This window comes from Dyadobacter pollutisoli (assembly GCF_026625565.1).
Classification (GTDB): domain Bacteria; phylum Bacteroidota; class Bacteroidia; order Cytophagales; family Spirosomataceae; genus Dyadobacter; species Dyadobacter pollutisoli.
Genome location: NZ_CP112998.1, coordinates 5493063 through 5519400 on the forward strand (window position 1 = coordinate 5493063; position 26338 = coordinate 5519400).

28 protein-coding genes and 2 tRNA genes are annotated in these 26338 nt (G+C 43.5%); 18 read left to right on the forward strand and 12 right to left on the reverse strand.

All coding sequences use genetic code 11. From position 1 onward, the window contains the following. Window positions 1-48: 48 nt before the first annotated feature. The 8 genes from ON006_RS22370 to ON006_RS22405 all read left to right on the forward strand — a co-directional run bounded on the left by ON006_RS22370 (window position 49) and on the right by ON006_RS22405 (window position 5850). Complete coding sequence (locus tag ON006_RS22370; protein WP_244824488.1) at window positions 49-966, forward strand: alpha/beta hydrolase; 918 nt, start codon at window positions 49-51, stop codon at window positions 964-966. Between the two features lie 178 nt (window positions 967-1144). Next, the gene (locus ON006_RS22375; RefSeq protein WP_244824487.1) at window positions 1145-2266 is read left to right on the forward strand and encodes a Fic family protein; all 1122 of its coding nucleotides are present in this window, start codon (window positions 1145-1147) and stop codon (window positions 2264-2266) included. A gap of 35 nt (window positions 2267-2301) precedes the next feature. After that, window positions 2302-2874 carry a Panacea domain-containing protein gene (locus ON006_RS22380; RefSeq protein WP_244824486.1) on the forward strand — a complete coding sequence of 191 codons (573 nt, stop codon included), beginning with the start codon at window positions 2302-2304 and terminating at the stop codon, window positions 2872-2874. Between the two features lie 556 nt (window positions 2875-3430). Further along, the gene (locus ON006_RS22385; RefSeq protein ID WP_244824485.1) at window positions 3431-3643 is read left to right on the forward strand and encodes a hypothetical protein; all 213 of its coding nucleotides are present in this window, start codon (window positions 3431-3433) and stop codon (window positions 3641-3643) included. Window positions 3644-3769: 126 nt separating this feature from the next. Continuing rightward, window positions 3770-4060 (forward strand): hypothetical protein, encoded by a 291-nt coding sequence (locus ON006_RS22390; protein ID WP_244824484.1) that lies wholly within the window; start codon window positions 3770-3772, stop codon window positions 4058-4060. Window positions 4061-4267: 207 nt separating this feature from the next. Next, the gene (locus tag ON006_RS22395) at window positions 4268-5188 is read left to right on the forward strand and encodes an Abi family protein (RefSeq protein WP_244824483.1); all 921 of its coding nucleotides are present in this window, start codon (window positions 4268-4270) and stop codon (window positions 5186-5188) included. A 51-nt stretch (window positions 5189-5239) separates the two neighbouring features. Beyond that, on the forward strand, window positions 5240-5449 hold the full coding sequence (locus tag ON006_RS22400) for a hypothetical protein (protein ID WP_244824482.1): 210 nt from the start codon (window positions 5240-5242) through the stop codon (window positions 5447-5449). 110 nt (window positions 5450-5559) lie between these two features. Then, window positions 5560-5850: a hypothetical protein gene (locus tag ON006_RS22405; RefSeq protein ID WP_244824481.1), complete on the forward strand. Its 291-nt coding sequence runs from the start codon at window positions 5560-5562 to the stop codon at window positions 5848-5850. A 102-nt stretch (window positions 5851-5952) separates the two neighbouring features. Here the strand turns inward: ON006_RS22405 and pdeM are convergent, their stop codons facing one another. The 6 genes from pdeM to ON006_RS22435 form a co-directional block, all read right to left on the reverse strand. Next, on the reverse strand, window positions 5953-6594 hold the full coding sequence (gene pdeM, locus ON006_RS22410; protein ID WP_244824480.1) for a ligase-associated DNA damage response endonuclease PdeM: 642 nt from the start codon (window positions 6592-6594) through the stop codon (window positions 5953-5955). Continuing rightward, on the reverse strand, window positions 6584-9046 hold the full coding sequence (locus ON006_RS22415) for a ligase-associated DNA damage response DEXH box helicase (RefSeq protein WP_244824479.1): 2463 nt from the start codon (window positions 9044-9046) through the stop codon (window positions 6584-6586). Before ON006_RS22415 ends, pdeM begins: the two co-directional genes overlap by 11 nt. A gap of 58 nt (window positions 9047-9104) precedes the next feature. Next, a complete protein-coding gene (locus ON006_RS22420) occupies window positions 9105-9455 on the reverse strand; it encodes a DUF5615 family PIN-like protein (protein ID WP_244824478.1) in 351 nt (116 codons plus the stop codon). Next, window positions 9455-9688 carry a DUF433 domain-containing protein gene (locus ON006_RS22425; RefSeq protein WP_244824477.1) on the reverse strand — a complete coding sequence of 78 codons (234 nt, stop codon included), beginning with the start codon at window positions 9686-9688 and terminating at the stop codon, window positions 9455-9457. Before ON006_RS22425 ends, ON006_RS22420 begins: the two co-directional genes overlap by 1 nt. Window positions 9689-9789: 101 nt before the next feature. Continuing rightward, window positions 9790-11388, reverse strand: coding sequence for an ATP-dependent DNA ligase (locus ON006_RS22430; RefSeq protein WP_244824476.1), 1599 nt, complete (start codon window positions 11386-11388; stop codon window positions 9790-9792). Continuing rightward, complete coding sequence (locus ON006_RS22435) at window positions 11385-12497, reverse strand: ligase-associated DNA damage response exonuclease (RefSeq protein WP_244824475.1); 1113 nt, start codon at window positions 12495-12497, stop codon at window positions 11385-11387. The genes ON006_RS22430 and ON006_RS22435 overlap by 4 nt, the downstream gene beginning before the upstream one ends. 134 nt (window positions 12498-12631) lie before the next feature. Between ON006_RS22435 and ON006_RS22440 the strand changes: the two genes are divergently transcribed. From ON006_RS22440 to ON006_RS22485, 10 genes are all read left to right on the forward strand, one after another. Beyond that, entirely contained in the window at window positions 12632-13027 is a 396-nt protein-coding gene (locus ON006_RS22440; protein ID WP_244824474.1) for a DUF5618 family protein, read from the forward strand. Window positions 13028-13079: 52 nt separating this feature from the next. Continuing rightward, window positions 13080-14246, forward strand: a complete 1167-nt coding sequence (locus ON006_RS22445; protein ID WP_244824473.1) for an ABC transporter substrate-binding protein — start codon at window positions 13080-13082, stop codon at window positions 14244-14246. Beyond that, window positions 14243-15337 (forward strand): FecCD family ABC transporter permease, encoded by a 1095-nt coding sequence (locus ON006_RS22450; RefSeq protein WP_244824472.1) that lies wholly within the window; start codon window positions 14243-14245, stop codon window positions 15335-15337. The genes ON006_RS22445 and ON006_RS22450 overlap by 4 nt, the downstream gene beginning before the upstream one ends. Continuing rightward, window positions 15334-16371, forward strand: a complete 1038-nt coding sequence (locus ON006_RS22455; RefSeq protein WP_244824471.1) for an ABC transporter ATP-binding protein — start codon at window positions 15334-15336, stop codon at window positions 16369-16371. The genes ON006_RS22450 and ON006_RS22455 overlap by 4 nt, the downstream gene beginning before the upstream one ends. Further along, window positions 16368-18353 carry an ArnT family glycosyltransferase gene (locus ON006_RS22460; RefSeq protein ID WP_244824470.1) on the forward strand — a complete coding sequence of 662 codons (1986 nt, stop codon included), beginning with the start codon at window positions 16368-16370 and terminating at the stop codon, window positions 18351-18353. Before ON006_RS22455 ends, ON006_RS22460 begins: the two co-directional genes overlap by 4 nt. A 47-nt stretch (window positions 18354-18400) precedes the next feature. Beyond that, window positions 18401-18814, forward strand: coding sequence for a nuclear transport factor 2 family protein (locus ON006_RS22465; protein ID WP_244824469.1), 414 nt, complete (start codon window positions 18401-18403; stop codon window positions 18812-18814). Then, window positions 18807-19403: a GNAT family N-acetyltransferase gene (locus ON006_RS22470; RefSeq protein WP_244824468.1), complete on the forward strand. Its 597-nt coding sequence runs from the start codon at window positions 18807-18809 to the stop codon at window positions 19401-19403. Before ON006_RS22465 ends, ON006_RS22470 begins: the two co-directional genes overlap by 8 nt. Before the next feature lie 14 nt (window positions 19404-19417). After that, window positions 19418-20320, forward strand: coding sequence for a carbon-nitrogen hydrolase family protein (locus ON006_RS22475; RefSeq protein WP_244824467.1), 903 nt, complete (start codon window positions 19418-19420; stop codon window positions 20318-20320). A 413-nt stretch (window positions 20321-20733) separates the two neighbouring features. Beyond that, the gene (locus tag ON006_RS22480) at window positions 20734-22164 is read left to right on the forward strand and encodes a T9SS type A sorting domain-containing protein (RefSeq protein WP_244824466.1); all 1431 of its coding nucleotides are present in this window, start codon (window positions 20734-20736) and stop codon (window positions 22162-22164) included. 248 nt (window positions 22165-22412) lie between these two features. Continuing rightward, a tRNA-Asp gene (locus ON006_RS22485) sits at window positions 22413-22486 on the forward strand. A gap of 135 nt (window positions 22487-22621) precedes the next feature. On the opposite strand, the gene ON006_RS22490 is transcribed toward ON006_RS22485, so the two are convergent. From ON006_RS22490 to ON006_RS22515, 6 genes are all read right to left on the reverse strand, one after another. Further along, window positions 22622-23605 (reverse strand): ISAon1 family transposase, encoded by a 984-nt coding sequence (locus tag ON006_RS22490; protein WP_445440921.1) that lies wholly within the window; start codon window positions 23603-23605, stop codon window positions 22622-22624. Next, on the reverse strand, window positions 23601-23951 hold the full coding sequence (locus tag ON006_RS22495; protein ID WP_267609907.1) for an ISAon1 family transposase N-terminal region protein: 351 nt from the start codon (window positions 23949-23951) through the stop codon (window positions 23601-23603). The genes ON006_RS22490 and ON006_RS22495 overlap by 5 nt, the downstream gene beginning before the upstream one ends. 166 nt (window positions 23952-24117) lie before the next feature. After that, a tRNA-Asn gene (locus tag ON006_RS22500) sits at window positions 24118-24191 on the reverse strand. Between the two features lie 85 nt (window positions 24192-24276). Next, entirely contained in the window at window positions 24277-24558 is a 282-nt protein-coding gene (locus tag ON006_RS22505) for a hypothetical protein (RefSeq protein ID WP_244822281.1), read from the reverse strand. 30 nt (window positions 24559-24588) lie between these two features. Then, window positions 24589-25209, reverse strand: a complete 621-nt coding sequence (gene rsmG, locus ON006_RS22510; RefSeq protein WP_244822282.1) for a 16S rRNA (guanine(527)-N(7))-methyltransferase RsmG — start codon at window positions 25207-25209, stop codon at window positions 24589-24591. After that, a complete protein-coding gene (locus ON006_RS22515; RefSeq protein ID WP_244822283.1) occupies window positions 25200-26330 on the reverse strand; it encodes a glycosyltransferase in 1131 nt (376 codons plus the stop codon). Before ON006_RS22515 ends, rsmG begins: the two co-directional genes overlap by 10 nt. Window positions 26331-26338 lie beyond the last annotated feature (8 nt).

Consider the following 26338-nt stretch of genomic DNA (forward strand, 5'->3'; position numbering starts at 1 on the left):
CGCATGCGCTTGGACGTATGTCTTGTATCATTATTAAGACATCAATACATGAAAAGTGAAGCAAGAGTGACATTAATAGTCCTGACCATTATTCTGGGAGCTTTTTTGCTGACACTCTCCGGCTGCTCGTTCAAAAGGATCACGAGGTCAAAAGACATTGTATATCAGCCTAGCGAAAAGTCCATTCCTGAACAGCATCTGAATATTTTCGCTCCCAGGAAAATCCGGGAACTACGCGACGTGATCATTTTTGTTCATGGTGGAAACTGGAACTCGGGCAGAAAATCACAATATAATATTATCGGAAAACATTGGTCAAAAAAGGGAGTGGTTTACGTAATCATTGACTACCCGCTTAGTCCGTCGGCTAAGTACGATGCGATGGCAGAATCTACTGTGATGTCCGTGAAATGGGTGAAAGAACATATTGTTCAATATGGGGGAAATCCAGACCGTATATTCTTATCCGGGCATTCCGCCGGTGGGCATTTAGCCGCATTAGTTTCGATAGATGATCATTATTTCAAAAAGCTGAGTATTGAAAATCCAATTGCCGGGACGATACTGATCGATGCGGCCGGGCTGGATATGTACGGCTATTTAATGGAGGAGAAGCCGCGTGCGGGAGACACTTACCTGAATACTTTCACCAACGATCCTGAGATCTGGAAAAAAGCAACGCCACTTTATCATTTGCATAAAAACATGGCGCCCATGATCATTTACCGTGGTGGCAGAAGTTATCCTTCGATCATGACCAGCAATGAAAAATTCATCAAAGCATTACAAGATTACGCACCAAGCACACCTTATCGCGTTCAGGAAAAGAAAAAGCATGTACCAATGATCACGCAGTTTTTTAATCCGTGGAATGGGAGGTATGGTGAGATTTTGAAGTGGATGGCGGGGGTGGAACGTCGGAAACAATCGTCTGGTGATGATCGCAATGCTTCGATTGAGAATTGAGTTTTAAAGATTGGAGATACAGTTAGTGTATCGAAAGTCCAATCGCTTTACTGTCAAAAATGGCACTAACGGTAAAATTGAAAAATTTTACCGTTAGTGCCATTTTTGACTTTTATTTTATCGTGAATCATCTATCTAACGGTAAATTATAGTATTTTTACCGTTAGATAAAAAAGCGATGCCTTACCAAATCAACCCTGATCGTACTATTCCTTGGAATGGCCTACCGGCATTACCGATTGAAGAACGTTATTACCGGACGCTTGACATTCTCGAACAACTCGTAGAAGCCAAGGCTGCCATTTCCCGACTACAAGGACGAAGCGCGGCAATTCCCAATCAAGGTTTATTAATTAACACAATAAGCCTGCAGGAGGCGAAGGCTTCAAGTGCTATTGAGAACATTTTCACCACCGACGACGAGCTTTATAAGGCATTTAGTGATAAGACGGGCAGCGAATTACAAGGCGCGCCCAAAGAGATTTTACACTATCGCGAGTCGCTATGGGAAGGATTCTATTTCATGAAAGAAAAGGATACATTTAATATAGACTATCTGGAACTCGTTTATCGGAAAACTACCGGAGCCGGTGATGGGATACGGAAGCCTATCGCCCAAATATTTATTCGACAAGGAGGCAGTGGCCCCAATGCGGGAAAGATCGCATACACGCCGCCGAGAGGAAATGGAATTCTAGAAGAAAAGCTCGAAAATCTGTTCGATTTCATGAATGATGACAAGCGCTATCCGATAGATCCGTTGTTAAAAATGGCCATGGGGCACTTGCAATTTGAGGCTATACATCCATTTCGTGATGGTAATGGGCGCACCGGGAGAATTTTCAATATCCATTATCTGGTGCAAAAAGGTTTGCTGGATTATCCTATCCTGTTTTTGAGCCGGTATATCATGGAGCATAAAAATGATTATTACGCTTTCCTCTCAGGCGTTACCCAGCGTGGTGATTGGGAAAGCTGGATCAAGTATATGCTTCGTGCCGTTGAAGCCACTGCAAATGACACCTACTATAAAATCACCGATATTATTGGCACCAAAGACGCTATCCTTGATGCCTTGCGGGTTGAACCAGGTCTAAGCAGACCAGAACTCTTAATTGAAATGATCTTTACACAACCATTTACGAAGGTGAAACATTTGGTAGATAAAGGCTTTTTTGCAGAAAAAACGGCCAGAAATTACCTGAACAAGCTTGTAGAAATGGGTATTTTGGAAAGGAAGAGCATTGGGGGGAACCACTATTATTTGAATCTGGAATTACATCGGATCTTGTCGGCGTAAGTTTTATATTTGTAGTTCAAATTCACGCACAAATCATGAAGGGTTATAATCATAAGAAAGCGGCTCAGCTAATCAACTATTTTGCTACTTACAATCAGGGTGCTATCAATAAAATGAAAGCATTCAAACTGATTTGGCTGGTTAACAGGCTGCATCTTAGAAAATACGCGAGAACTGTGACGGGCGACACTCATTATGCGATGGAATGGGGTGCTGTTCCTTCCAATACCAAGAATTTTATTGAAGGCAAGGTTGACATTCAGTCCAGCGAAAAGCAATATTTTGATCAGTATTTATCTTTGGAGGGGCATATGATTATGTCGGTTCAAGAAGTAAATGCCAAAGTTTTTTCAGAAACCGATTTAGAGGTCGCCGATGAAATATTAAGAAGCTACAACGGTTTAGATCAATTCGAGCTAGCCAACTACTCTCATTATTTTCCTGAATGGAAGCGATTTCAGGAAAAAATCGAAAAATCAGGATCCAGCTACAAAATGGATATTAATGACTTTTTCGAAAACTACATTGATGAAAAAGGCCTATTCAACGACGAAAAAGAAGATTTGGAAATAGCTAAGGAGCTATTTTTCGAAACTGCAAACGCTTAACCTGCCGGATAACATGACGGCAGATGAATTAAGACGCGCACTCGTTTCAGGCAACATACTTTACATTTCAGACCCACAAATCGCAAACGGCATCCCACATTTTCATTAAGAAAATTGATGGCGGCTATTTGACAACCGTTTGTTGCACTTCGCAGTTAGAAAAGAATCTGAAACATATAGCCCGGGTCAGGGAAAGTCTGGATACCTTGGTCAGTATTGACCATGAAACCACAGATAATCGGTTGCATGATTTTACTTATGTCAATTGCAATGGTCACTTTTCTTATACAGAGGCTGAATTGTTATCACTGCATGCGAAGTGCCATATTCCAATTTGTGGAACCGTTACAGTATTCGAATTTCAGAAGATCATTAAAGGTCTTTTGATCAGCAGGCGCATTGACGAGGAGTTTAAGGATGAAGTTCGAGTGCTTTTAGTAGACTGAAATAAAATTCGCGCCGGGCGTAGTCTCACATCGCCCAACTTGTTTCCTAATTCAAATAATAATCAGAAAAAATTTGTTGGAATACTGCACAAGATATTATCTTTGTCTTAATGAAAACTTTTGCTTCCATGGAGGAGGCTTTCAAATGGTGGCTGACAAACGTCTATCCATCGTTGCCAGCCGAAATGAAGAAGGGAAGACTTACAAATGCCTGGCGGGATTTTACTCACAAAAGAGGAATCTCGGAAGCTAGAATGAAGGAAATCCTTTCTGAATTTGGAGAGATAGAGGTACAGACTCTAATCAAATATACTCCGAAGTAATTTTTTTTGAATTGCTTTTGTTGGAAAAATGCACAAATAACTTCATATAAAAACCCGGAGTCGCGTCCACCAACAACAACATCCGGGTTCAGTTCAATCAATCAACAATCAAACTTTCACAAAACTATGAACACACTGCAAAATTCAGCAAACAAAGAAGCCAACGGCGGGAATAGGAGTATTATCGGAAATGAACAGGCATTGATACATCAATTTGAGATTGTCAAAAAGTTTTTTCAAACTGACGACGGATGTGAGATTATAGCATCACTTCATGCCATGGTCGAAGATTTTTTGTTTACGGAAAATCTCCCGAACGTGCCACCTATTATGCGTGAACGTATTGTGAGTCACCTGCGCGTGGCGACCTTTATTGCTGAGCTGGAGAGGAGTTATAATGGCTTGAAAGGTATGTGATTTGGGTTTCCAGATACTTGTGATCATGTAATCGGCTCATTGCTAGCCGTCGCGCCTACCATTGGATAAACAGAACTAGACCTTCGATCATTGAAAATGGCTAGTATTCCTAAATCTCAATTTTTGAACTAACTTTACAGCAACATGTTCACCCCCCTTCCCATCAGAACAGGGCGCTTAGGGTGAACTTTTTGCATTTTATAACAAATGGGTAAAACACGTTATACCAAGCCCTCGCTTACATTTCAACAACAGCGGCAACAGTTAATTGATCGAGGAATGACTGTTGAAGATCCGAATAAGGCACTTCACATTCTTGAAAGCATAAGTTACTATCGAATTAGCGGGTATTGGTATCCGTTCTTGGCGGATAAGCAAAAGCATGTTTTTAAACCTGGTGCTCAATTTGAAACGGCCTTTAAATTATATTGTTTTGATAGAGAACTCAGATCTCTAATTATCTCAGAATTAGAAAAAATTGAGGTTGCAGTCAGAGCTAAAATAATTTATGTATTGTCACAAAAATTTGGTGGGTTTTGGTTTCAAGATTTATCGCTATTCAAAGATCCTCAAAAATTTCAGACGCAGTTGTCTGTGAAATTGAAAGAGGAATATGACAGAAGCGACGAGGAATTCATCAGAGCTTTCGGGCAGAAATATTCTGACCCGCTTCCTCCATCATGGATGATCATGGAAATTATTTCATTCGGTACGTTGTCAAAGCTATTTTCCCAATTGAAACCCAGTAGACAAAAAAGGGATATTGCTCATTATTTTGGATTGGCCGATGGTGTATTTGAAAACTGGCTTCATAGCATCGTTTACCTGCGTAACATATGTGCGCATCATTCACGGCTGTGGAACAGAACATTAAGTATAAAGCCACAAATTCCTCAATCGCCGAGAAAGTTATGGTTGAAGAATGTCAATGTTAGAAGCGACCGTACCTACTATGTGCTCTGCATGATTAAATATTTGCTTAAAACGGTAAATCCGAAATCAAGATTTGCGTTCAAACTTAAATCTCTATTTTTAAAGTTTCCTAATGTTGATACTTACGCAATGGGATTTACTGACAATTGGGAACAGGAATCTCTTTGGAAATTTGAGGATATCGGGCCATCTTAGAATAATTATCAAAATTCATGTTGGAAATCCAACACATATCGATACATTTGCATGAAATCTTTTGAAACTATAAGAGAAGCGTTTGACTGGTGGATTAAGAACATTTACCCAACACTACCTCCTGAATTGAAAAAAGGGAAACCAGTAACTGCCTGGCGGGATTATACGCATAAATTGGGTATTTCTGAAACAAGGATGAGAGACATTCTTATAGAATTTGGTAGTTTTGAAATCAAAACTTCAATAATTTACAAGCCTTAAAAGGGCTTTTTATTTGACTAGTATTTGTTGGAAATTCAACAGAATTACATACTCAATTCTTCACTCTTCGATATTTAGGCTTAAAATTTTTCATTTAAACAGAACAAGAAATGAACACACTGCAAAATCCAGCAAACAAAGAAGCCAACGGAGAGAATCGGAGTATTATCGGAAATGAACAAGCATTGATACGTCAGTTTGAGATCATCAGACAGTTTTTTCAAACCGACGACGGATGTGAGATCATAGCATCACTTCATGCAATGGTTGAAAACTTTCTGTTTACAGAAAATCTCGCGAACGTGACGCCGATCATGCGGGAACGTATTGTGAGTCAGTTGCGTGTGGCTACTTTTGTTGCTGAGCTGGAAAGGAGTTACAATGAATTGAACAAATATTGATTTTAATGATATGATAACCAGCCAATTACATCAAAACCGGAAAAATATGGAATCTGATTCCATATTTTTCCGGTTTTATTATAAATAACTGGTTATCAACCCCTAACAAACAGAAAAAACCTTCGTCTCCGTCGTAATGTAAATCTTCCTGTCCTTCATGAGATCCATTTGAAAACCTCCTGTAAAAACACCGAAACTCGGCACAATGGCCTGGTGATGATCGACCACAAAACATGGCAATCTCACACTCTGACGACCTTTTCCATGAGTTGTAAAAACCGGATGAACGTGGCCTGCGAAGATGAATTTGTTTAAAATAGCTTCTACTTTCGGATGATGGGTGAAGATAAAATCTGCCTCTTCGAAGTCATTTAAATGTACTTCAAGATCTGCTTCGAGAAAAAGACTTACTGGCAAAATATCATGGTTTCCGATCACGATCAGCATTTCAATGTAATGGTGCTCCGTGCGCCAATTTTTAAAAAGCTCCCATTCTGCATTGTATTGGGCGTGAAATAGGTCGCCCAAAAAGATAATGCGGGTCGCTCCGGTGTTTTGGACGAGCTCGTTCAGTCTTTTAAAGTTGTTTTCAATGGCATTCGGTGGTACTGCGATTCCCTCTTTTCTGAAATGCGTAATCTTGCCTAAATGCAGGTCCCCGATCAATAATGTCTGCGTTTCTTCCCAAAAAATGGCTCTTTGTGTGAGTAGTGTAAAGTGGTTTGCTTTGATTTCAATCTGCATTACTGTACTGTTTGATCATTTTCTGGATCCGGTCATCCAGCTTTTCCGACGTTAATTGTTCCCGCAGCCGGTCGACCATAATAGGGAACGAGAAAGGCGTGGGTTTACTGGTTTGTTTAACAATAATTTTCTGATTTGCGATCCTATCCAGCGCTTGGCGCATCCTCACTTCTTCCAATTGATAAGTCAAAACCTCCTGATAGGCCTGCTTAATCAGCAGATTATTATCCTCGTACTTGCTCATAACCGTAAAAAGCAGCGAGCTGGAAGCCTGCAACTGGCGCGTTTTCATATTTTTACCCGGATACCCTTGAAACATCAATCCCGAAATCGCCGCAATTTCCCTGAATTTCCGCTTCGCCATTTCCGTCGCATTCACACTTTGGTATATATCGTCGACCAGATGTTTGGTTGAGAAAAGATCGACTTCTTTCATAATCTTTTCAAAATCAACATATTGGTCACTCAGCAGTTCAAAACCATAATCATTCATCGCGACCGAAAATGTAATGGGCGTCAGCTTACTGATCCGGTAGGCCAGAATGATCGACATTCCCTCGTGTACCAAACGGCCTTCAAAAGGAAAGATGAAAATGTGATAGCCTTCCCGCGTTTCGCATTGTTCAATGAGGAGCTCGTCGGTTTTCGGGATCATCGACCGGTCTCTTTGCAATTCTAACAAAGGCTGCATTTTGGCCAGTTCCAGCTCCTTATGAGGGTTTTCAATCGCATCAGCCAGTCGCTCACGGATAAAAGCAGACAACTGGGACGATAGCGGCATACGCCCGCCCGCCCAGCGTACCAGATAACCTTTTTTACCCTCGGCTTTTTTAACGGTAACCGTCATTTCATGAATCCTGACAAACTCGACGGTCATTCCAGCGAAGGTAAATACGTCACCCGGCTTCATCCAGGTCACAAAGGACTCTTCAACAGTTCCAAGATATCTTCCCGATTGTAACTTCACCTTAATGCCTGTTTCCGATACAATCGTCCCCATACTCAGCCGGTGGCGAAGTGCTACTCGCCTGCTGGTAACTTTATACAGTCCATCGATCCGCTCCACTTTTTTGTATTCATCATATACATGAAGTGACGAACTTCCCGTAGTAATGTACCCCAAAAGCCACTCCCATTCCTGTCGGTTCAGGTATTGGTAACCGTAAGCGTCACAAACTTCCTCAAATAATTGCGCCTCATCAAACCCCTCGCCGACTGCCAAAGTCATCATCCATTGCGCCAAAACATCGAATGCGTGGGCTACCGGCGGACGATCTTCCAGGATATTTTTCCGCACACCCTCCCGCAATGATACCGCTTCAATCAGTTCCAAAGCGTTGGTTGGGCAAAAATAGATTTTACTATCTACGCCCGGCCGATGCCCGCTACGACCGGCACGCTGGATAAACCGCGCAATGCTTTTAGGACTACCTACCTGGATAACCGTATCCACAGGCCTGAAATCGACACCCAGATCGAGGCTCGCCGTGCATATTACCAGTTTCAATCTTTCATCATGCAAGGCCTCCTCCACCCAATCGCGAATTTCGCGATCCAGCGAGGCATGGTGCAGTGCCATAATGCCGGCAAACTCGGGATATTTGTCAATAATCGTCCGGTACCAAATCTCCGTTCCGGAGCGGGTATTGGTAAACAATAATGTGGTTTTGCTCTGATTTACAACTTCAACAACCTGGTCCACAAGTCGTGTACCCATGTAGCCTGACCAGGGCAATGTCTGAACTCTTTCAGGAATGATACTTTCGACGAGAATCTTTTTATCAGTATTAGCCTTGATAACAACCGAATTGCCCGTCGGAAATTTCATACCCAGCAGTGTGTGTTTTGCTTCATCCAGATTTCCAATGGTCGCTGAGATACCCCAGGTTTGCAGATCCGGTTTAATGCTTCTTAGCCTTGCCAGCGCAAGTTCAGTCTGCGTTCCACGTTTGCTCCCCATGAGTTCATGCCATTCGTCGACGACAACGGTATGCAGGTTTTTGAACGTTTCAGAGCTATTTTTTTGAGCAAAAAGAATGTGCAGACTTTCCGGCGTAATGATCAATGCATCCGGCATCTGCTTTTTCTGATCGTTTTTATCTTTGGTATTGGTATCCCCGGTGCGAATTCCCACTCGCCAGGTCAGGTTCATTTCTAATGCAGCCGTTTCCATATTACGGAACAAATCCTTGGAAAGCGCACGCAATGGCGTGATCCAGAGCACCTGCAATCCTCTTTTAGCTTTCAGTTCCTTATTGGTTTTTTCATTAATATGCCGGATGAGGATAGGAACCCAGAGAGAATAAGTCTTCCCACTCCCCGTCGGAGCATTCACCAGGCCACTCTTCCCAGCCAGATACGCCTCCGCCGCTTCCTTCTGAAATGTCGCCCACTTCCATTTCTTGGCTTTAAACCATTGCTCAGCAAGAATATGTCCGCGGGATTTGGTCAAAGGATGAAGTGATTATATTTATTCTTACTGCTTAAAATACTATACCGTAAAGATATTCCTAGATGCCAATTACATCCATTCCAGTAGGAGTTGCAATAATCATCTTCGCATTGGGAATGTGGGTCACGATCGTTTCCCAATTCTGTTGAAAGAATAAATGTAAATCACGAATGAGGAGATTACCGAGTTTCAGATAAATTACTTTGGCCGGCTCCTCGTCCAGCAGGCATCGATAATAGAAATCTGTGTCCTTTGTGACAATTACTAGTTTATGCTCTTTGGCGTATTCCCAAATATCTTTGTCAGGCCATTTACCATTAATATCGATTACAAATTCAAACGCATCCGAGTTAAAGAATCCAAAGAATTTAGGAAGATTCACATCGATAAGAAAGCGAGAAGATGTCATTAAGCTGCGATCATGGAGTGATGCTCTGTATCCATGGTTTTTGCTGCAAACTGAATGCATGCTCTAATATCCGCTTCTTCCAGAAAAGGATATGCCTCTAAAATGTTGCCATAACTTTCACCAGCTGCGAGATATTCCAGAATCGTCTTCACAGTAATGCGGTAGCCCCTTATCGTCGGTTTGCCATTACAAACTGCTTCATCGATGTTGATTCTTTCAAGATAGTTTCCCATAGTCATGATTTCCCTTTAAGCCTAACACAAACATAACAAATCTTCCACTTCATCTAAACTAAGTAAATTTAACATGCAATATTAAATTTGCAGACTTCTCCTCACTTATACATTTCCAAAATCCCCTTCAAACCCTCCAAAGTATCTGCTTCCTCGGCCTTTTTATCTTTCCTCCACCGCAATATCCTCGGAAACCGTACTGCGATGCCCGACTTGTGCCTGGAAGATTCATTGATTCCTTCAAAGCCAATTTCAAAGACCAGCTCTGGTTTCACCGTTCGTACCGGCCCGAATTTTTCTAATATATTTCTTTTGATAAAATAATCAACCTGGCCGATTTCAACATCGGTGAGGCCCGAATATGCTTTTGCAAACGGAACTAGCTTCCCGTCATCGCCCCAAACTGCAAAAGTATAATCTGTAAAAAGCTCCGCCCTTCGCCCTGAACCCTTCTGAGCATAAATAAGTACCGCATCCACGCTTAGCGGATTGATCTTCCACTTCCACCAATCTCCCTTTTTGCGACCAACTTGATATGTACTGTTTTTTCTCTTGATCATGAAGCCTTCCGCGATATTCTGCCGAGAAAGTCCATGTAGCTCGCGCAGCACCGGCCATTCCCTGAAATCAATAAGCGGCGACAAATTGAATACAAACTGTTTTGGTACGTTCTGATGGACTAATTCCAGTTCTGCACGGCGCTGTTCCTGCGTCAAACCTCTGATGTCAATACCATTCGCTTCCAAAATATCATAGGCCAGAAAAGCAACCGGTGCCTCTTCCAACACTTTTTTGGACAGATTCTTTCGGCCAATCCTTGTTTGTAATACATTGAATGGCATTGGCTTATCGTCCATATAACTCACGATTTCGCCGTCGAGCACGGTTCCATTCGGCAGCACTTCACTTAGGAAATGTAGTTCCGGAAACTTCTCAGTTGACAACTCCTCTCCCCTCGTCCAGATAAATAACTCATTGTTCCTGTAAATGATCTGCGAACGGATACCGTCCCATTTCCATTCCGCAAACCAGTCGTCAGGCTCTCCCAAATCCGAAACTTCGCCTTCAATGGGGTAGGCCAAAAAGAATGGATAAGGTCTTGACGCATTGTCGTTTTCTCCTTTGTCTAAAATGAGCTTTTCAAAAGTCGTGTCCCGCGGGTCCCATTGCCCCATTACCCGGTGAGCGATCACATTGGAATCCGTCTCGGTAGCTTCGGCCAATGCTCTTACGACCAGCGTTTGCGACACCCCGATACGGAAACTGCCCATTAAAAGTTTGTTGAATACAAAAGTCTCGTGCTGCGACAATTGCATCCAGGCCTGCACAATGTGGTCGTGCTTTTCACCGTCCGTCATGCCGGGCAAAAGCCCGAGATAGCGAAACCATTCAGTTAATGATCTATCGGAAGCGAAATTCTGATTTCGTGGCAAAAGCAATGAAATTGTTTCTCCCAAATCCCCCACACTTTGGTAGCTTTCCTGAAATAGCCACATTGGGATCGCAGCCTCCTGTGCGGCCCATTCTTTGACCATCGTTCGGTTTACTTTAAACGACGGCCTTCTGCCAGTAAAAAGTGTTAACGCCCAAAGCTTATCCTCGTCCGACGCAGTGAGGAAATAGTTTTTCATCAACTCCACCTTTGCATTGGTCTTGTTGGTACGGTCCAGGTTCATGAAAAGTTCCGCGAATTGTTTCATGCGCCGGTTTCGGTTTGATCATTTGTAGATTCTGTACCGCCCAGCGAATCTTTGTGCTGTTGATAACCCTCTTGCCCTACTACCGCATCCTGGACGGTTTCCTCTTCTTCATTTTCATCCTCGTTTCCGTACATCGTATTCACTTCACCAGCCTCAATGCCGTTCTCATTCAGCCATCTTGAAAAAATACTGGTATATCCGTGCGTTACGTAAACCTTTTCCGCCTCTGATTCTTTTACGGCCCGATTGAGATCCGGCCAATCCACGTGATCGCTCATCACAAATCCCTGATCCACTGCACGACGGTTTTTCGCCCCACGCAAAGCCATCCAGCCTGAGCAGTAACCTAGGGAATAAGGATTAAATTTCTTGATCCACGTACTGCTATCCACCGACGGAGGTGCCAAAATGAGTGAACCTTTAAATAATTTCCGGTCTGTTTCCTTTGTTACCAATGTCAATTCCGGCAAATCGAAACCGGCTTGCCTCAGTCTCTCATTCAATGAATATATAGCTCCATGTGCATAAATGATCTTGTCTTGCAATTGAATATTTTTCAAGATCCGCTGCATTTTACCCAAAGAATAGCCCATTAAAATACTCGCTTTGTCTTCCGACTTATTCAGCGCCCACCAGTTATCAATCTCAGTATAAACTTCCTGCTGGGGCTGCCATTTATAAATAGGTAAGCCGAAAGTAGATTCCGTTATAAATACATTGCATTTCACCGGTTCAAAAGGTGTTGCAAAATGATCGTCTTCCAGCTTATAGTCCCCACTCGCCACCCAAACCTCTCCTTTATATTCAACCCGTACCTGCGCCGAACCAATGATGTGCCCGGCCGGATGCAGTGAAAAAGTGACCCCGTTGATCACAAATTTCTCACCATATCCCACCGTTTGCAATGAAATATCCTGCCCCAGTCGCAGCCGTAAAATGGGTTCGCTATCCTTATGCGCCAGGTAATGCCTGCTGCCCCAGCGTGCATGGTCACTATGTGCGTGTGTGATGATCGCGCGGTCCACGGGTATCCACGGATCTATATGGGCGTCTGCAACGGTGCAGTATATACTTTTTCCTGTAAATTGTAAAAGCGGCTGTGCTGGCATAACGGGGAGAAACATTAAAAGTGTGCCAATGTTATGTTTTGGGCAATGAATGCCTTCCGGAAATTTGTCTTAAATTTGAAATTACTTTTTAAGTAAACCTTCGTCTCAATACAAACCATTTTTATCACACTATTATGTCAAAGAAAAGCAATGAACATGTCCTTCCTCCTGCTGCCGAAGCTGCGAGGTATCTCGAAAATGCGCGCCAGATCCTGACCGAAAAAGCAGGCAAAAAGGACGGCTTGTATGCTGATGTTAAATACGTTAAAATGGCCGCTGGAACCGCCTACTCGGCTGCATTACTGATTCTTGACGAATATTTAAAACAAAAAGAGGGCATAAATTTCACCAAGCCGAAAAGTATCGAAGATTACACGAACCGGCTTCGGAAACATGACAAAAAACTTCTCAGGCTGCTGGTCAATGTTTATGACGAATTACATATCGTAGGTTATTATCACGGAACCCGATCGGTTGAAATCATTCAAACCGGACTAGCGAATGTAACACAAATGCTCACTTACATTTAATCCGGCCACATTGCCATTTTGACTCCTTACCCAACGTTCCATACCATTTCTGATGATAAAAAAGTCCTTTCTGCTTCCATTTTTCCTATTCATTATTCTCGGTTGCAATACCGAAAAATCATCCGAGAAAGGCAAACAATTAACCGATGGCAGCAGCAGATACATTGATAAAATCGAGGTAAAGCATGCAAAAGGTTTTACAATCGAATATTTCTCCAATTACAAAATACTAAACATCGTCAGCTCCTTTGAAAAATCGGCTGATACTTTACAATATGTTTTACTGGAAAAAGATACCCCGCGACCTGACGAATATCCAAATGCACAGCTGATCCACATTCCGGTCCGCAGCCTGGTGGCCATGTCGTCGATGCATGTGGGGCTGCTTGATTTTCTCGGTGCGACGGACATTCTTACGGGCCTTGGCACTTTGCAGTATGTTTATTCCCCCAAAGTTATTGCGATGATCAAGGCTGGTAAAGTGGCGGAAATAGGTCGTGACCAGGGATTGAATGAAGAGAAATTAGTAGAAATGCATCCCGATGTGGTCATGACCATCGGCAGTCCGGGCGGCAAAACCGATCACTATCAGATACTGAAGCAGGCAGAGATCCCAGTGTTGGTTAACTCCGAATGGATAGAAAAAACACCGCTGGCACGTGCAGAATGGGTCAAACTGATGGCAGCGTTGCTCAACCAGGAAAAGCTGGTCAACGAGAAATTTGGGGAAATTGAATCAGAATATAACCGGCTTAGCAAACTTGCTGCTGGTACCGACACAAAACCTTCCGTCATTTCCGGCCTGAATACCAAAGACGCATGGTTTTTGCCCAGCGGAGACGGCTATATGGCTCAATTTTTCAGAGATGCCGGGGCGGATTATCATTGGAGCAACGCCAAGTCGTCAGGTAGCTTGTCACTCAGTTTTGAATCCGTATACCCGATTGCTTTAAAAGCAGATTATTGGGTCAATGTTGGTTTTGGAAAAAACGATACTCGTAAGGACATTCTGGCTCAGGATTCCCGATACGCTGATTTCAATGCATATAAAACCGGCAAAATGTTCAGCTACAACAACATGGTGAATGAACAGGGCTCCAATGATTTTTTCGAGTCGGGCAATGTAAATCCGCACGTAGTCCTTTCCGACCTGGTCAAAATATTCCATCCTGAACTGCTGCCCGATCACGAACTGGTTTATTACAAACAGCTGAAATGATGGCGCTATCAGAAAAGCCGACATTGGTATCACCGCCATTATCCGGATCGGAGAAAAACCGCAGCGCGCTTCTGACGCTTCTCGCAGTCCTGGCGGTTATTTTCTTTATTCTGGACATTATGCTCGGATCGGTTGCAATTCCATTTCGTGAGGTTTTCAAAATCATTTTCCTTCATGAATCCGATAATCAGGCCTGGCTTTTTATCATTGAAAAAATTCGCGTTCCTAAGGCACTAACCGCCGTCTTGGTAGGCTGCGGGCTGTCCGTAAGTGGCTTACAAATGCAGACATTGTTCCGAAACCCATTGGCTGGACCTTCCGAACTCGGCATTACCGCCGGAGCGGGGCTGGGCGTAGCGGCAGTGATGCTCGCGGGAGGCAGTAGTGCTAGCATTTACGCGATCAGCCAACTAGGCATTCCGGGAAGCTGGCTCATCATTGCTATGGCTTCACTTGGTTCAGCATTGGTGCTATCGCTAATATTGCTAATCGCGGCCAGGATCAGGGATAATGTAATATTGCTCATCGTTGGCGTCATGATAGGCACCATTACCCTTTCAATTATCAGTATTTGGCAATATTTCAGCCAACCGGAACAATTGCAGGAATACATTATGTGGACATTCGGGTCGCTGGGCGGGGTAACCCGTTATCATTTATATGTGCTCAGCGCCGTGGTCATTTTCGGACTTCTCCTTGCTTACAGCGCATCCAAGTCTTTGAATGCACTGCTACTTGGCGAAAATTACGCAAGAAGCATGGGCCTATCGATCGGCAGGACAAGGCTGATTATCATGGCCAGTACCAGTCTGCTAACGGGAAGCATAACCGCTTTCTGTGGGCCTATTGGCTTTATCGGCATCGCCATTCCGCACATTACCCGGTCTTTGTTGGGAACTGCCAATCACCGGGTCCTCATCCCCGGCACCTGCCTGATGGGAACCGTTTTAATGCTCGTATGTGACATTATCGCTCAGTTGCCCGGCACCCAAACGGTCATCCCAATCAATGTAGTTACTTCATTACTGGGCGCTCCGGTAGTTATCTGGATCATTATCAGTCGTAATAACCTTCGTTCTTCTTTCTCATGAGTGGCGCTTTTCCTCTTCTTGAAACCCGGAACCTGACGATCGGCTACAGCACCAAAAAATCGACCAGGGTTATTGCCGAAAAATTGAATCTGAAATTGTGGCCGGGACAGCTGGTGTGTCTTCTTGGCTCGAATGGTGCCGGAAAATCTACCCTTATGAGGACGTTGGCCGGCTTGCAGCATGTTCTGGTCGGCGAAGTGATCATTAACCAACATTTGCTTTCTGCATTAAAAGCAGGGGAGCTTGCAAAAAAATTAAGCCTCGTTCTCACCGAAAGGATCGAAGCGGGCAACCTGACGGCCAAAGAGGTAATCGAACTTGGCAGGACCCCGTATACCGGTTGGCTGGGAAAATTAACTGAATTGGATCAACAAAAAATACAGCAGGCCATTGTTTCTGCCGATGTGATTCCTTTGCTAAACCAGCGAATGCACCAGTTGAGCGACGGAGAGCGGCAAAAGATAATGCTGGCTCGTGCGCTGGCGCAGGATACCGGACTGATTTTACTCGACGAGCCCACAGCCCATTTGGATTTGCCAAACCGTGTCGAAATGATGCGTTTGTTGCATACATTGGCCAGACAAACCAACAAGGCTATTTTACTAAGTACGCACGAACTGGATTTGGCTTTGCAGGCAGCCGACAACCTCTGGCTGATGCAACCCGATGGCAAACTGGTCACAGGAGTACCCGAAGATCTGGTACTGAGCGGTGCTTTCGAATCTGCGTTTGCTAAAACAGGTTTCTTTTTTGACAATGCAACCGGTACTTTCACGATCCATCACGATCCCGGCTCCCTGAATATTGCGCTCTCCGGGGATCCAAAAATGGTTTTCTGGACTAGAAGAGCATTACAAAGAGAAGGTTTTCGAAGCAATCAACACGAAGATTTTCAGTTCCAAATCGTCGCCAATCCAGACAACGGGACCGCCGTTTGGGAATTTTCAAATGGAGAATTCGCCTCAAAATTTACTACCATTGAAACGCTGATTGATTCTGTCAAGTCGGCCATAAACAAATACTCGACCACATGATACTGCTTATTCCAATAGCATTATGGCTCTGTGCAGCTAATTGCTACCTGGCTTTTTACAAAGATTCAATCCAGTCATTCCGTCGTTCCTGGTTAAGCGCAGGTGTCGTTGTTTTCTTTTTCATAGCGATCATTACAGAGCTGCTTAGTGTCGTAAATCTGATCAATAACATGGCCGTTTCTGCGAGCTGGGCCATTTTTGACATCATACTCGTTCTGCTCTATCGCAACCTGGCCGCCAAAACCGGATTGACGATCCGACAGGTCAGCAGTAGATGGATATCATCTTCGCGTGTGTTTTTTAAAGAACTGGGTGGCCTGACGACCATCATTCTGGCTTCGCTTTTCACCATTACGTTAATCGTCGCCGTCGTTGCCACGCCCAATAACCTCGATTCTCTGAGCTATCATCTAAGCAGGCTCGGATACTGGATACAGAACGGGAATGTGGAACATTACGCGACGCATATTGAACGATCCATTTCATTCAGCCCATTCTCCGAGTACGTTCACCTGCACACATTTTTGTTGCTAGGCAGCGAACATGCCTTTCAGCTGCTGCAATGGTCTTGTCTGGCAGGCATTCTGGCTTACATTTCAATGTTGATAGAAACATTTTCCGGCTCCAAGCAAGCCATGCGCATCGCGCTTTGTTTTGCCGCGACATTACCGATCATCATTCTCGAATCGATGACGACCCAAAATGACCTGGTCGTATCGTTTTTCATTCTGGCCACCGCATTTTACGTTTTCGATTATATCAGCGACCACCACCGCAGCACACTTTTTTTGATCGTGCTAAGCGCTGCATTGGGCATGATGACGAAAGGGACATTTGTTTTCTACGCACTTCCATTTGGCATTTATCTCTTCATTTCAATGGTTAGGCAACCATTGCTTTGGAAACCGCTAGCCGGACTTATCGGGGGGACAGTCGTTATTGTGCTGCTGCTCAATACCCCTTTTTGGTACCGGACGTACCAGGTTTTTGAATCTCCGATTGGCAACATGAGTAATGGAAATAAGACGAACATTAAAAATCCGGCGTACTATTTATCATCCGCTTCCAAGCATATTTTCCTGCACCTGGGCTTTGTCTCGCCGGGCAACAGCTACAATATCATGATGGAAAATAACCTGAAAGGTTTGCACGAGGCGATAGGCGTACCGATCAATGCGCCGGAAACTGGTATGGATTTCAAAATGAACAAACTGAATTTCAATGAGGACTTCGCCCACAACTTTTTTGGAATGTGGCTCGTGCTTTTTTCCATCCCATTATTATTTTTTGCAAAACTCAATGCAAAAGGGAAATGGTACACCGGATTGTCGTTTGCCAGTTTTTTAATTTTCTGTTTTTTTATCGGTTACCAGATCTATGGCTCGCGTCTGCATATTCCGTTTTTTTTGTTGATTTCTCCTGTTATCGGCCTGGTTTATGGCTCTGTTTTTTCCATTATTTTTTCAAAAATATTTATTGTAGTACTCTGGCTGAGCGCATTACCTTTTGCTTTACTGAGCGTCACCCATCCGCTGCTTTCCACGAAATGGTTTTTTGAAAAAGTATTTCCCCCAATCAATTCCGGGCTGCATTTGAACATTCAGATTGATTCCAATAATATGCAAAACCTGAAACAGGAAAGCATTTTATTCGCCAGTCCGGAAAAAATCATGTGGGGAGACCATTGGACTGAGATTCAAGAGCTTAAAAACTTTGTTAATTCAGTCAATCCCATGAAAATAGGACTGGATATCACCGAAGCAAGCTATGACTATGCCTATCAGTTTTCACTAAGAGAGCCCGGCAGGACATTTGGGCACATTGCCGTCAAAAACCCTTCCAAAGTGCTTGAAAGCCCTGCATTTCAGCCCGATCTGATCATTGCGGAGAAATATGAGGGAGAGCAGTTCATTTATCACGGAAAAACTTACCTGATAAAATGGAGAGCGACTGATAAATGGATTTATGTTCCCCTGCCTTAGATTTGCGATCATTGAAATAACGAAAAACAAATTAATCCTTCAATAAAATGTCTGCTCTGGAAACTGTAAAACAATACTATCAAAGCTTTAACCAACAGAACTGGGACGGAATGCTCGTATTGCTGCATACGGAGATCAGGCATGAGGCAAACCAGGGTGATGTACGGATAGGAATCGAAAAATTCGCTGAATTCCTTGCGAAAATGGATGAGTCCTACCAAGAAACCCTGTCCGACATGGTTTTCTTCTCCGAACCGACGGACTCCCGGGTCGCTGTGGAATTTGTTGTCAATGGGATTTATAAAAAAGGCGAAGAAGGCCTTCCTGAGGCTTACGGACAATCTTATGCACTTCCTGCGGCCGCATTTCTGGAATTAAAAGAAGGAAAAATCAGCAGGGTGACTACCTATTATAACCTCCCACTTTGGATAGAACTGGTTTCAAAACCCAAAAATGATTGACCAACTCACCTACATTCAGAAGAAAGGCGCTGAAATTGAATCGGTCGTTGATGACCTGGCACAGCTGAGGATAACCGTCTTTCACGACTATCCTTATCTGTACGAAGGAACATTGGCCTATGAAAAAATCTATCTGAAAACTTACATTCAAGCAGAGCAATCGTTTTTGTTCGCAGTTTATGATGGGTCAAAAATGGTCGGCGCTACTACCTGCATTCCTTTGAAAGATGAGACTTCCGAGGTGCAGAAACCACTTGAAGACGCAGGTTTCGACGTGAATGCTATTTTCTATTTTGGAGAAAGCATTTTACTTCCCCAGTACCGTGGGCTGGGACTGGGCCACCGTTTTTTCGACGAGCGCGAAAATCATGTCCGGAATATGGGAAACTATACATTGTGCTGCTTTTGTTCTGTCAACCGTGGGGACGATCACCCATTGAAACCAGTCAATTACCGCCCCAATGACGCATTCTGGATCAAGCGAGGCTACAAGAAAGAAGCGACATTGCAAAGCATGATGGAGTGGCCGGACCTGGGAGAAACAGAACCTACTCTCAAAAGAATGATCTTCTGGATCAAATCCATTTAACATATCAAGATCCCATGAGCGTTACCATTGCTTCGGCTCAATATCCGATCACCGAACATGCTGATTTTGGCAGTTGGGCAAAACATATCGAATCTTGGGTGGCTGACGCTGCGGGAAAGGGCGCAGATCTGCTGCTTTTCCCGGAATATGGCGCGATGGAACTCGTCAGTATTTTCTCCGAGGCAATCCGAAATGATATCCGGCGCCAAGTAAAGGAACTGAATGCGATCGGGAGTGATTTTTGTCAGGTTTTCGAAAAACTGGCAAGGAAATACAATGTCATTATCGTCGCTCCGAGCATTCCCGTCATTGACTCCGGCAAAAATCTGAACCGTGCCTACGTCTTTTCTCCGGCCGGGCTGGCGGGTTACCAGGACAAGTTTTTCATGACGCGCTTTGAGAATGAGCAATGGGGTATCGAAAGCGCTCCGAAAACTTTGACAATTTTTGAAACTACCTGGGGCAAATTTGGCATTCAGATATGCTACGATGTCGAATTTGCGATAGGTTCACAGTTGCTATGCGCTGCCGGAGCATCCCTCCTGTTAGCGCCAAGCTGTACGGAAACGATCCGAGGTGCTACACGTGTACACGTGGGAGCACGGGCCCGTGCACTCGAAAATCAGGCTTACTCCGTCGTTTCACAAACCGTTGGGCAAGCCCTCTGGTCTCCCGCCGTCGACATTAATTATGGGTACGCTGCATTTTACTCCACTCCCGACAAAGACCTCCCCGAGCAGGGCATCATCTCCTCGATGACGCCACAGAAAGAAGGCTGGCTCATCCAGCAACTCGATTTCTCGAAAATCAATGCAGTACGTGAAGACGGTGCTGTTTTTAATTTTAAGGATCACGAAAGACTTCATACCACCATCAAAGAAGAGAACATTGGTATAGTCATCAAAAAGCTATTGTAAAGTCGTGTTTTAAGTCCGCAAATTGCCAGAAAATAGTACTCTTCCAATTTCAATTATTTTCTAAAAATATAATTTTTTTAAGTCAATGAATTCAGCCCAAAGAAGTGAATTTAGGACATTTCGAACTATATCTAGTACTACAAATTTGTCACCATCAAGAACCAAGATATACATGTATTATCCAGTAATAATACTTATAGTCAGATATTTAGATATATATTTACGGCTAAATACACTCGTATTTCTACGCATTAACCGCATTAGTTTTGTACAAAACAAAAGTACTTTTATGTTATAAAATTATAATGTAACAGGTTTAATACTTTGAATCAAAAAAGAGAGAAGATTTAATTATTCCAAGAAAATGATGTTATATTCATGTAGCATCTTTACTCTACTAAACTTCCTCTTTCATGAAAACAATTTATCAATTCGTCTATGCACTACTGATCATTTTTGCGGCAAGCTTATCTGTAAGTGCCCAATGTACACTTACAGAACCCGCAGTTGAACTAAACTATGTTTCAGGTAACGGAGGCAATTGTACCGTCAACTTAAACCTCTCGTTTACAATAGATAGGAACAACGGGAACAAGTATACTTACGTGCACTTATGGTCACCATTAAGCTACCCAAACATTGATTACAAAAAAGCCCCGACTGCAGCCGAGCTTACGAGTTCGCTTTTAGCAACATTGGCGATCAATACGGACGGCGTAGCTTCTCTGCTTTCCACTTACAGCGCTGATCCGGACAACGTATTCCCGCTTACAGGACTGACAATTACAGAAGAAGATCTGGGGAGTAACATTTCCAGAATTACTATCGACAACATTCAGTTTGTGGTGCCGGGTGCCTGCGAAACACTACCCATCCTGAAAGGTGACGTCTGGTCGACGCAAGCGCAAAGCAAAAATCCTCCTGTACATTGCTTTTCCAAAGGATTCAATCTCTCTATCAATGATCCATTGGTTGCAGGGATAATTAATTGTAATGATCCGGACGGCCCAAGAACGTACGATCTTGACATTACTTCGACCAATCCTATTCAATTCCCGATCGAGTATAAACTATACCTTGACGACGGTGTGCTAACAGGAGGTAATGCGACTTTTACTTCTGACGATCAACTTATCTACACCAGCCCTCCTTTTAACCTTTCTGCGTCTACACCTCTAAATAGTAAAAACGAGCCTTATACTTACGGAAATTTGGAAGACAAAAGATCCATTTGGGTAGTTGTGACCGCACCAAGCCTGCCTAATGCGATTGTCGCAGAGCTAAAAAACAATTGTACTACTACACTTCCTGTCACGCTTGCAAGGTTTAGCGGCGACTTACTCGACGACGCGATAACGCTTTCGTGGACTACGACAGAAGAATCAGGAAGCAGCTATTTCGACGTAGAACGCAGCGCCGACCTTTCAGAATTCATCAAATTAGGGCGTATTCAGTCGCAGGGTACTACCAGTGTCACCCAGCATTACAATTTCATGGATAAGTCCCCGCTGAAAGGCAATAATTATTATCGTCTCAAAATGGTAGACCTGAATGGTAGTTCTGAGCATTCGCGGATCATTTCCGTTGCAAACAACAGCAACAGCGTCTCATTTGAGTTGTTAGGAAACCCGGTGGTCAACCGCGAGATCAGGTTCGTCCTGAAAAATGAAAGTGTTAAAAACGCCCGCTTATATGATTTGAACGGAAAACAGATCCATTTCAAATTGAACCAGTCAGGAAACACTTTTACGTTAAAGCCTTACAGCAATATTCCTACAGGACTTTACATCCTCTCATTAGGTTCCGATAAGGGGGTTCAAACGAAAAAAGTCCTTGTTCCATAGTAGGTCAGCCTACCACTATATACATACAAAGCGCCGGGGAAATACTTCCTCGGCGCTTCCTCATTAGTTCGGTTTAGCAATTTTAACACGGGAAACGCATATTCAACTATTTCATTTTCAGAATCTTCTGCTTTATTCCGCATTTATTCAAAAAATAACTATTAAAATTAAGGCCTCATTTATTGCTCAAAACGATAAAAATCGTAGTTTTGCAGACGTTTTACAGAAACGTGCTGTAAAAATGAAATGGTTTGGTAGTTCAGTTGGTTAGAATACATGCCTGTCACGCATGGGGTCGCGGGTTCGAGTCCCGTCCAGACCGCCGATAAGTAAATCAAAATTAGTTAAAAGCCTGCAAATCAAACATTTGCAGGCTTTTTTATTTGCTCCCATAGTCAATTTATTCAAGTTTTCGGACTGATCCCGGATCCGGATCAAGCTGAATTCTTGGGGAATATTAAGCATAGAGTTTGGTAAGCCTGAATAGGAAAAATGGAATATCTCTCACTCCTCTGGATGACGACCTAAAAGCCTTGATCTTCGCATTGAAGGACTCAGCCGAAGCATTCGTGCTTCTGTTATTGAAGAAGTTCAGAATGTCCAGATAGTGGGTTTGAATAGATTTGGCAACGGTTTTGAAAGAATCAAGGCCGCAATCTTCCACTTGATTGTACCAGAGCGCAAGCTTTTTGAAGGCATGTTCTTTTGATTTACAAGTCCTAAAAATTGTCCCTAATCCTGTCGCCAGCTTGTAGGCTTGGTTTATGAGCGGATAACGCTCAAAGAGCAATCTGGAACGCTGGATTTGCGAAGCAGTCCATTTGTCGCAGTGCTTAAATAACAAATAACGGCTTCTGACCAATAGCTGCTTGATTGTATCACCGTTTGCAAGAATTTCAGGTTCGTATGGCACACCTGCCTGCTTTGCAGCTTCAATAGCCTGATTCTCTTGATCCAGAGCTTGCCAACGATGTTTGATCCTGATTTCCTGGACAGCATCATAAGCAAGTTTTTGAACGTGAAACCGGTCTATAACCTTTGCTGCTTTGGAGAAACACCGACTGACTATCATTCCCATATTGGCAGCCATATCCAGTGTTACTTCCCGCACTTTGCTGCGAATACGCTTGGGAATTTTTCGCAAAACCTCAATCACTGATGCTGCTTGCGTACCCTTTATCATTGCCAGCAAAGAGCCTTTTCTACCTTTTGCAGCCTTATTAGTTACAATCGTGTAAAGTTCGCCATTGGATAGTGAAGTTTCGTCAATACTTAAATATGGACCGGTGTTTTCTGGATACAAAAGCCATTCAGCAGCATGCTCGCGCTGACCCCAGTCTTTGTAATCACTGATGTGGTCCTTGTATTGCTGTTGAAGCTGTTTGCCGTCGAGATGAAAGTATTTGCCTAGCTGTGAACAACTGACGGGATTATTATCAATACATTGTTTTTAAAAAATCAGCGAACTCCTTGGTCATCCGAGTTCCCTGTTGCACTACATTCCAATCCCTGCTAACAATGTCGCCGGTGTCCTTGACTTCCCACCGGCGGCGCTTGATACAGAGTGTGACACGTTGGTTACGAATCGGAAAATCCTGAATGTATATCTCGGGTAAAAAGCCTTTGGACTCTAATTTTTGATCCTTGTATTCGGCAGGAGGAAGATTCTTTTCTTCCAGATAGATATTCAGGCCAGTGAGGCCTTCAACTATTTTGGAAAGCTCGAAATAATCGAGGATGCCCTCGGGCAACAGGAAACGGACTAGGGCTTGGTAAGACTCTTGCAATGCTCTTTAAATTGATTCATCGCAAAACAAACAATTATTTTCCTTCCCCCCAACTTTTCGGACTGATCCCTGATCCCGGATCCTCACACAATTTCAAACGGATCAAATGTGGACAACTAAAGCAAAAAGCACCTAGCAAATTAATGCTAAGTGCTTCATTTTCAGGCTCCCGAAGTTGGGCTCGAACCAACGACCCTCTGATTAACAGTCAGATGCTCTAACCGGCTGAGCTATTCAGGAATTTCAAATCCGATTGTTTATCTGAATTCTGGTGCAAATCTACGAATACAACTTATACAGCGCAAGCATAAACCCTAAAAATTTCTCAGCCCTGCACTTGTTGAAGGATTAACTCCTTGACTTTCTTGGCATCACCCTTCGTAAAATTATTAATAATTATTTCCGGACGCATTCTTGGAATCACTCTGATCGTTGAGAAAAATATCCCGCTTTCTATTTCGACGCCGGATATATCTGTATAAAAAACGAAGTTATCTGTACTTCTGAACAGCTTTTTCACTTTAAAAGTCACGCCTTTATCCCCAAAAGCTACTTCATCAGGAAAAAATGGGTTCATTAACCCGCTGGCGCTAAATCTTTCGTTCATGTTATTTAGGTTATTATTAAAAATTTGAGATTACAAAGGTACATAGACGACCTTCTTGGTTTCAAAGAATTCTTCATTAAAAAAGCCTGAAAGCTCGTAAATACGGGCCTTTTCTCTTAACTCTGACAGTTCTTCTTTGAGATCACCTCCTTTTAAATATAAAATGCCGTTCCTCAGCTCGTGAAATGAATTCCGGCTGATGTTCTTTTTGACCCACCCAACAAATGGCGCCATCCTGGTCACAGCGCGGCTGACAACGAATTCATAGGAATCGTCAAGCTTCTCTGCCCGGGTCTGCTCTGCCCTCACATTATCCAGGCCAAGCGCCTGCGCAATCTCCTGTACCACGCGGATCTTCTTGCCAATGCTGTCTACCAGATGAAACTGTGCGTCAGGGAACATAATCGCAAGCGGTATACCGGGAAAGCCTCCTCCTGTACCGACATCCAAAACACTGGTTCCTGATTTGAAGGGCTGTACCTTGGCAATTCCCAGCGAATGCAACACATGTCTTTCATATAATGTATCAATATCCTGCCGGGAAATTACATTCACACGAGCATTCCAGAATTGATATAATTCCTCCATTTGCCCGAATTTATCTCGCTGGGTTGCGGTGAGGTCCGGAAAATATTTATCAATCAATTCCATGATTTACGGGGTTTTCTTTTCGTCATGGTGATAAAACCGAAGACGAGGTAATAAATAAAAAGTGCAAAATCCATCAATAAAAAGCTGAACCATTCTACGGTCTTACCAAGCTTGATGTTGATAATCATCAACAGGAACCATTGAATGATCCACCTCACCCCAAAAGCTACAGCGAGCGATTGGAGAAGCAATATGTTTTTAGTTAGAAGTCCAAAAACCAAAACAGCAATGCCTAGCGCCCAAACGGCGATATGTGCGCCTGATAACAGGGCCAGAAAAATCTTGTTACGAACTTTATAATACCGACTGACGGACAGGTGACGCCGTTTCTGCCGATACCAGTCAGCCCAGGTCGTTTTGGGTTTTGAATAAACAAACGAATCTTCCTCGATCGAAATCGTCGTATTGGAACTGGTGGAAACTTCATTGAGGAAAATGTCATCATCCCCCCCAAAAATGTGCCGGTGCGTGTAAAACCCCTTATTGGCAAAAAAAACTGACCTCTTATAAAGAATGTTGCGCCCGACGCCCATATAGGTAAGACCGGCCAATGCAAATGAAAGGTACTGGACAGCCGTGTAGAATGTCTCGCAGCGGATAAACCAGTTGAGCAAACCACCCTCCCGCATATAGGGAGAAAACCCCAGAACAATGTCTTTTTCTTCACTTACCCGGGAAGTCATAGCCGTGATCCAGTGATTGGACGAAGGCCTGCAGTCCGCGTCGGTCATCAACGCGATTGGATACTTTGCCTGCTTCATTCCCACCGTTAGCGCATACTTTTTGGGCGTAACGTGGTCAAACTGATCATTGATACGTATATATCTGATGTTCCTCCAATGGTTGATATTTTCGCGGATAAACTCCTCGCTTCCGTCGTCAGAGCGGTCGTCGAGCAGTATCACTTCAAATTCCGGGTACTCCTGGGCATCCAGCAGAGGGATCAGTTCATGCAGATTATCCTTTTCATTCCATGCACAGACCAGCACGGTCACGCCGGGCATCGAATTGCCGTAATTAGCGCCTTTCCCGTAAAATGCCAGTCTGGTAAAAAAGAAGAGATAATAGAATAACTGAACAGACACAAACGCTCCTAGCGCATAGAGTAGATAATCGGCCACAATAGAAG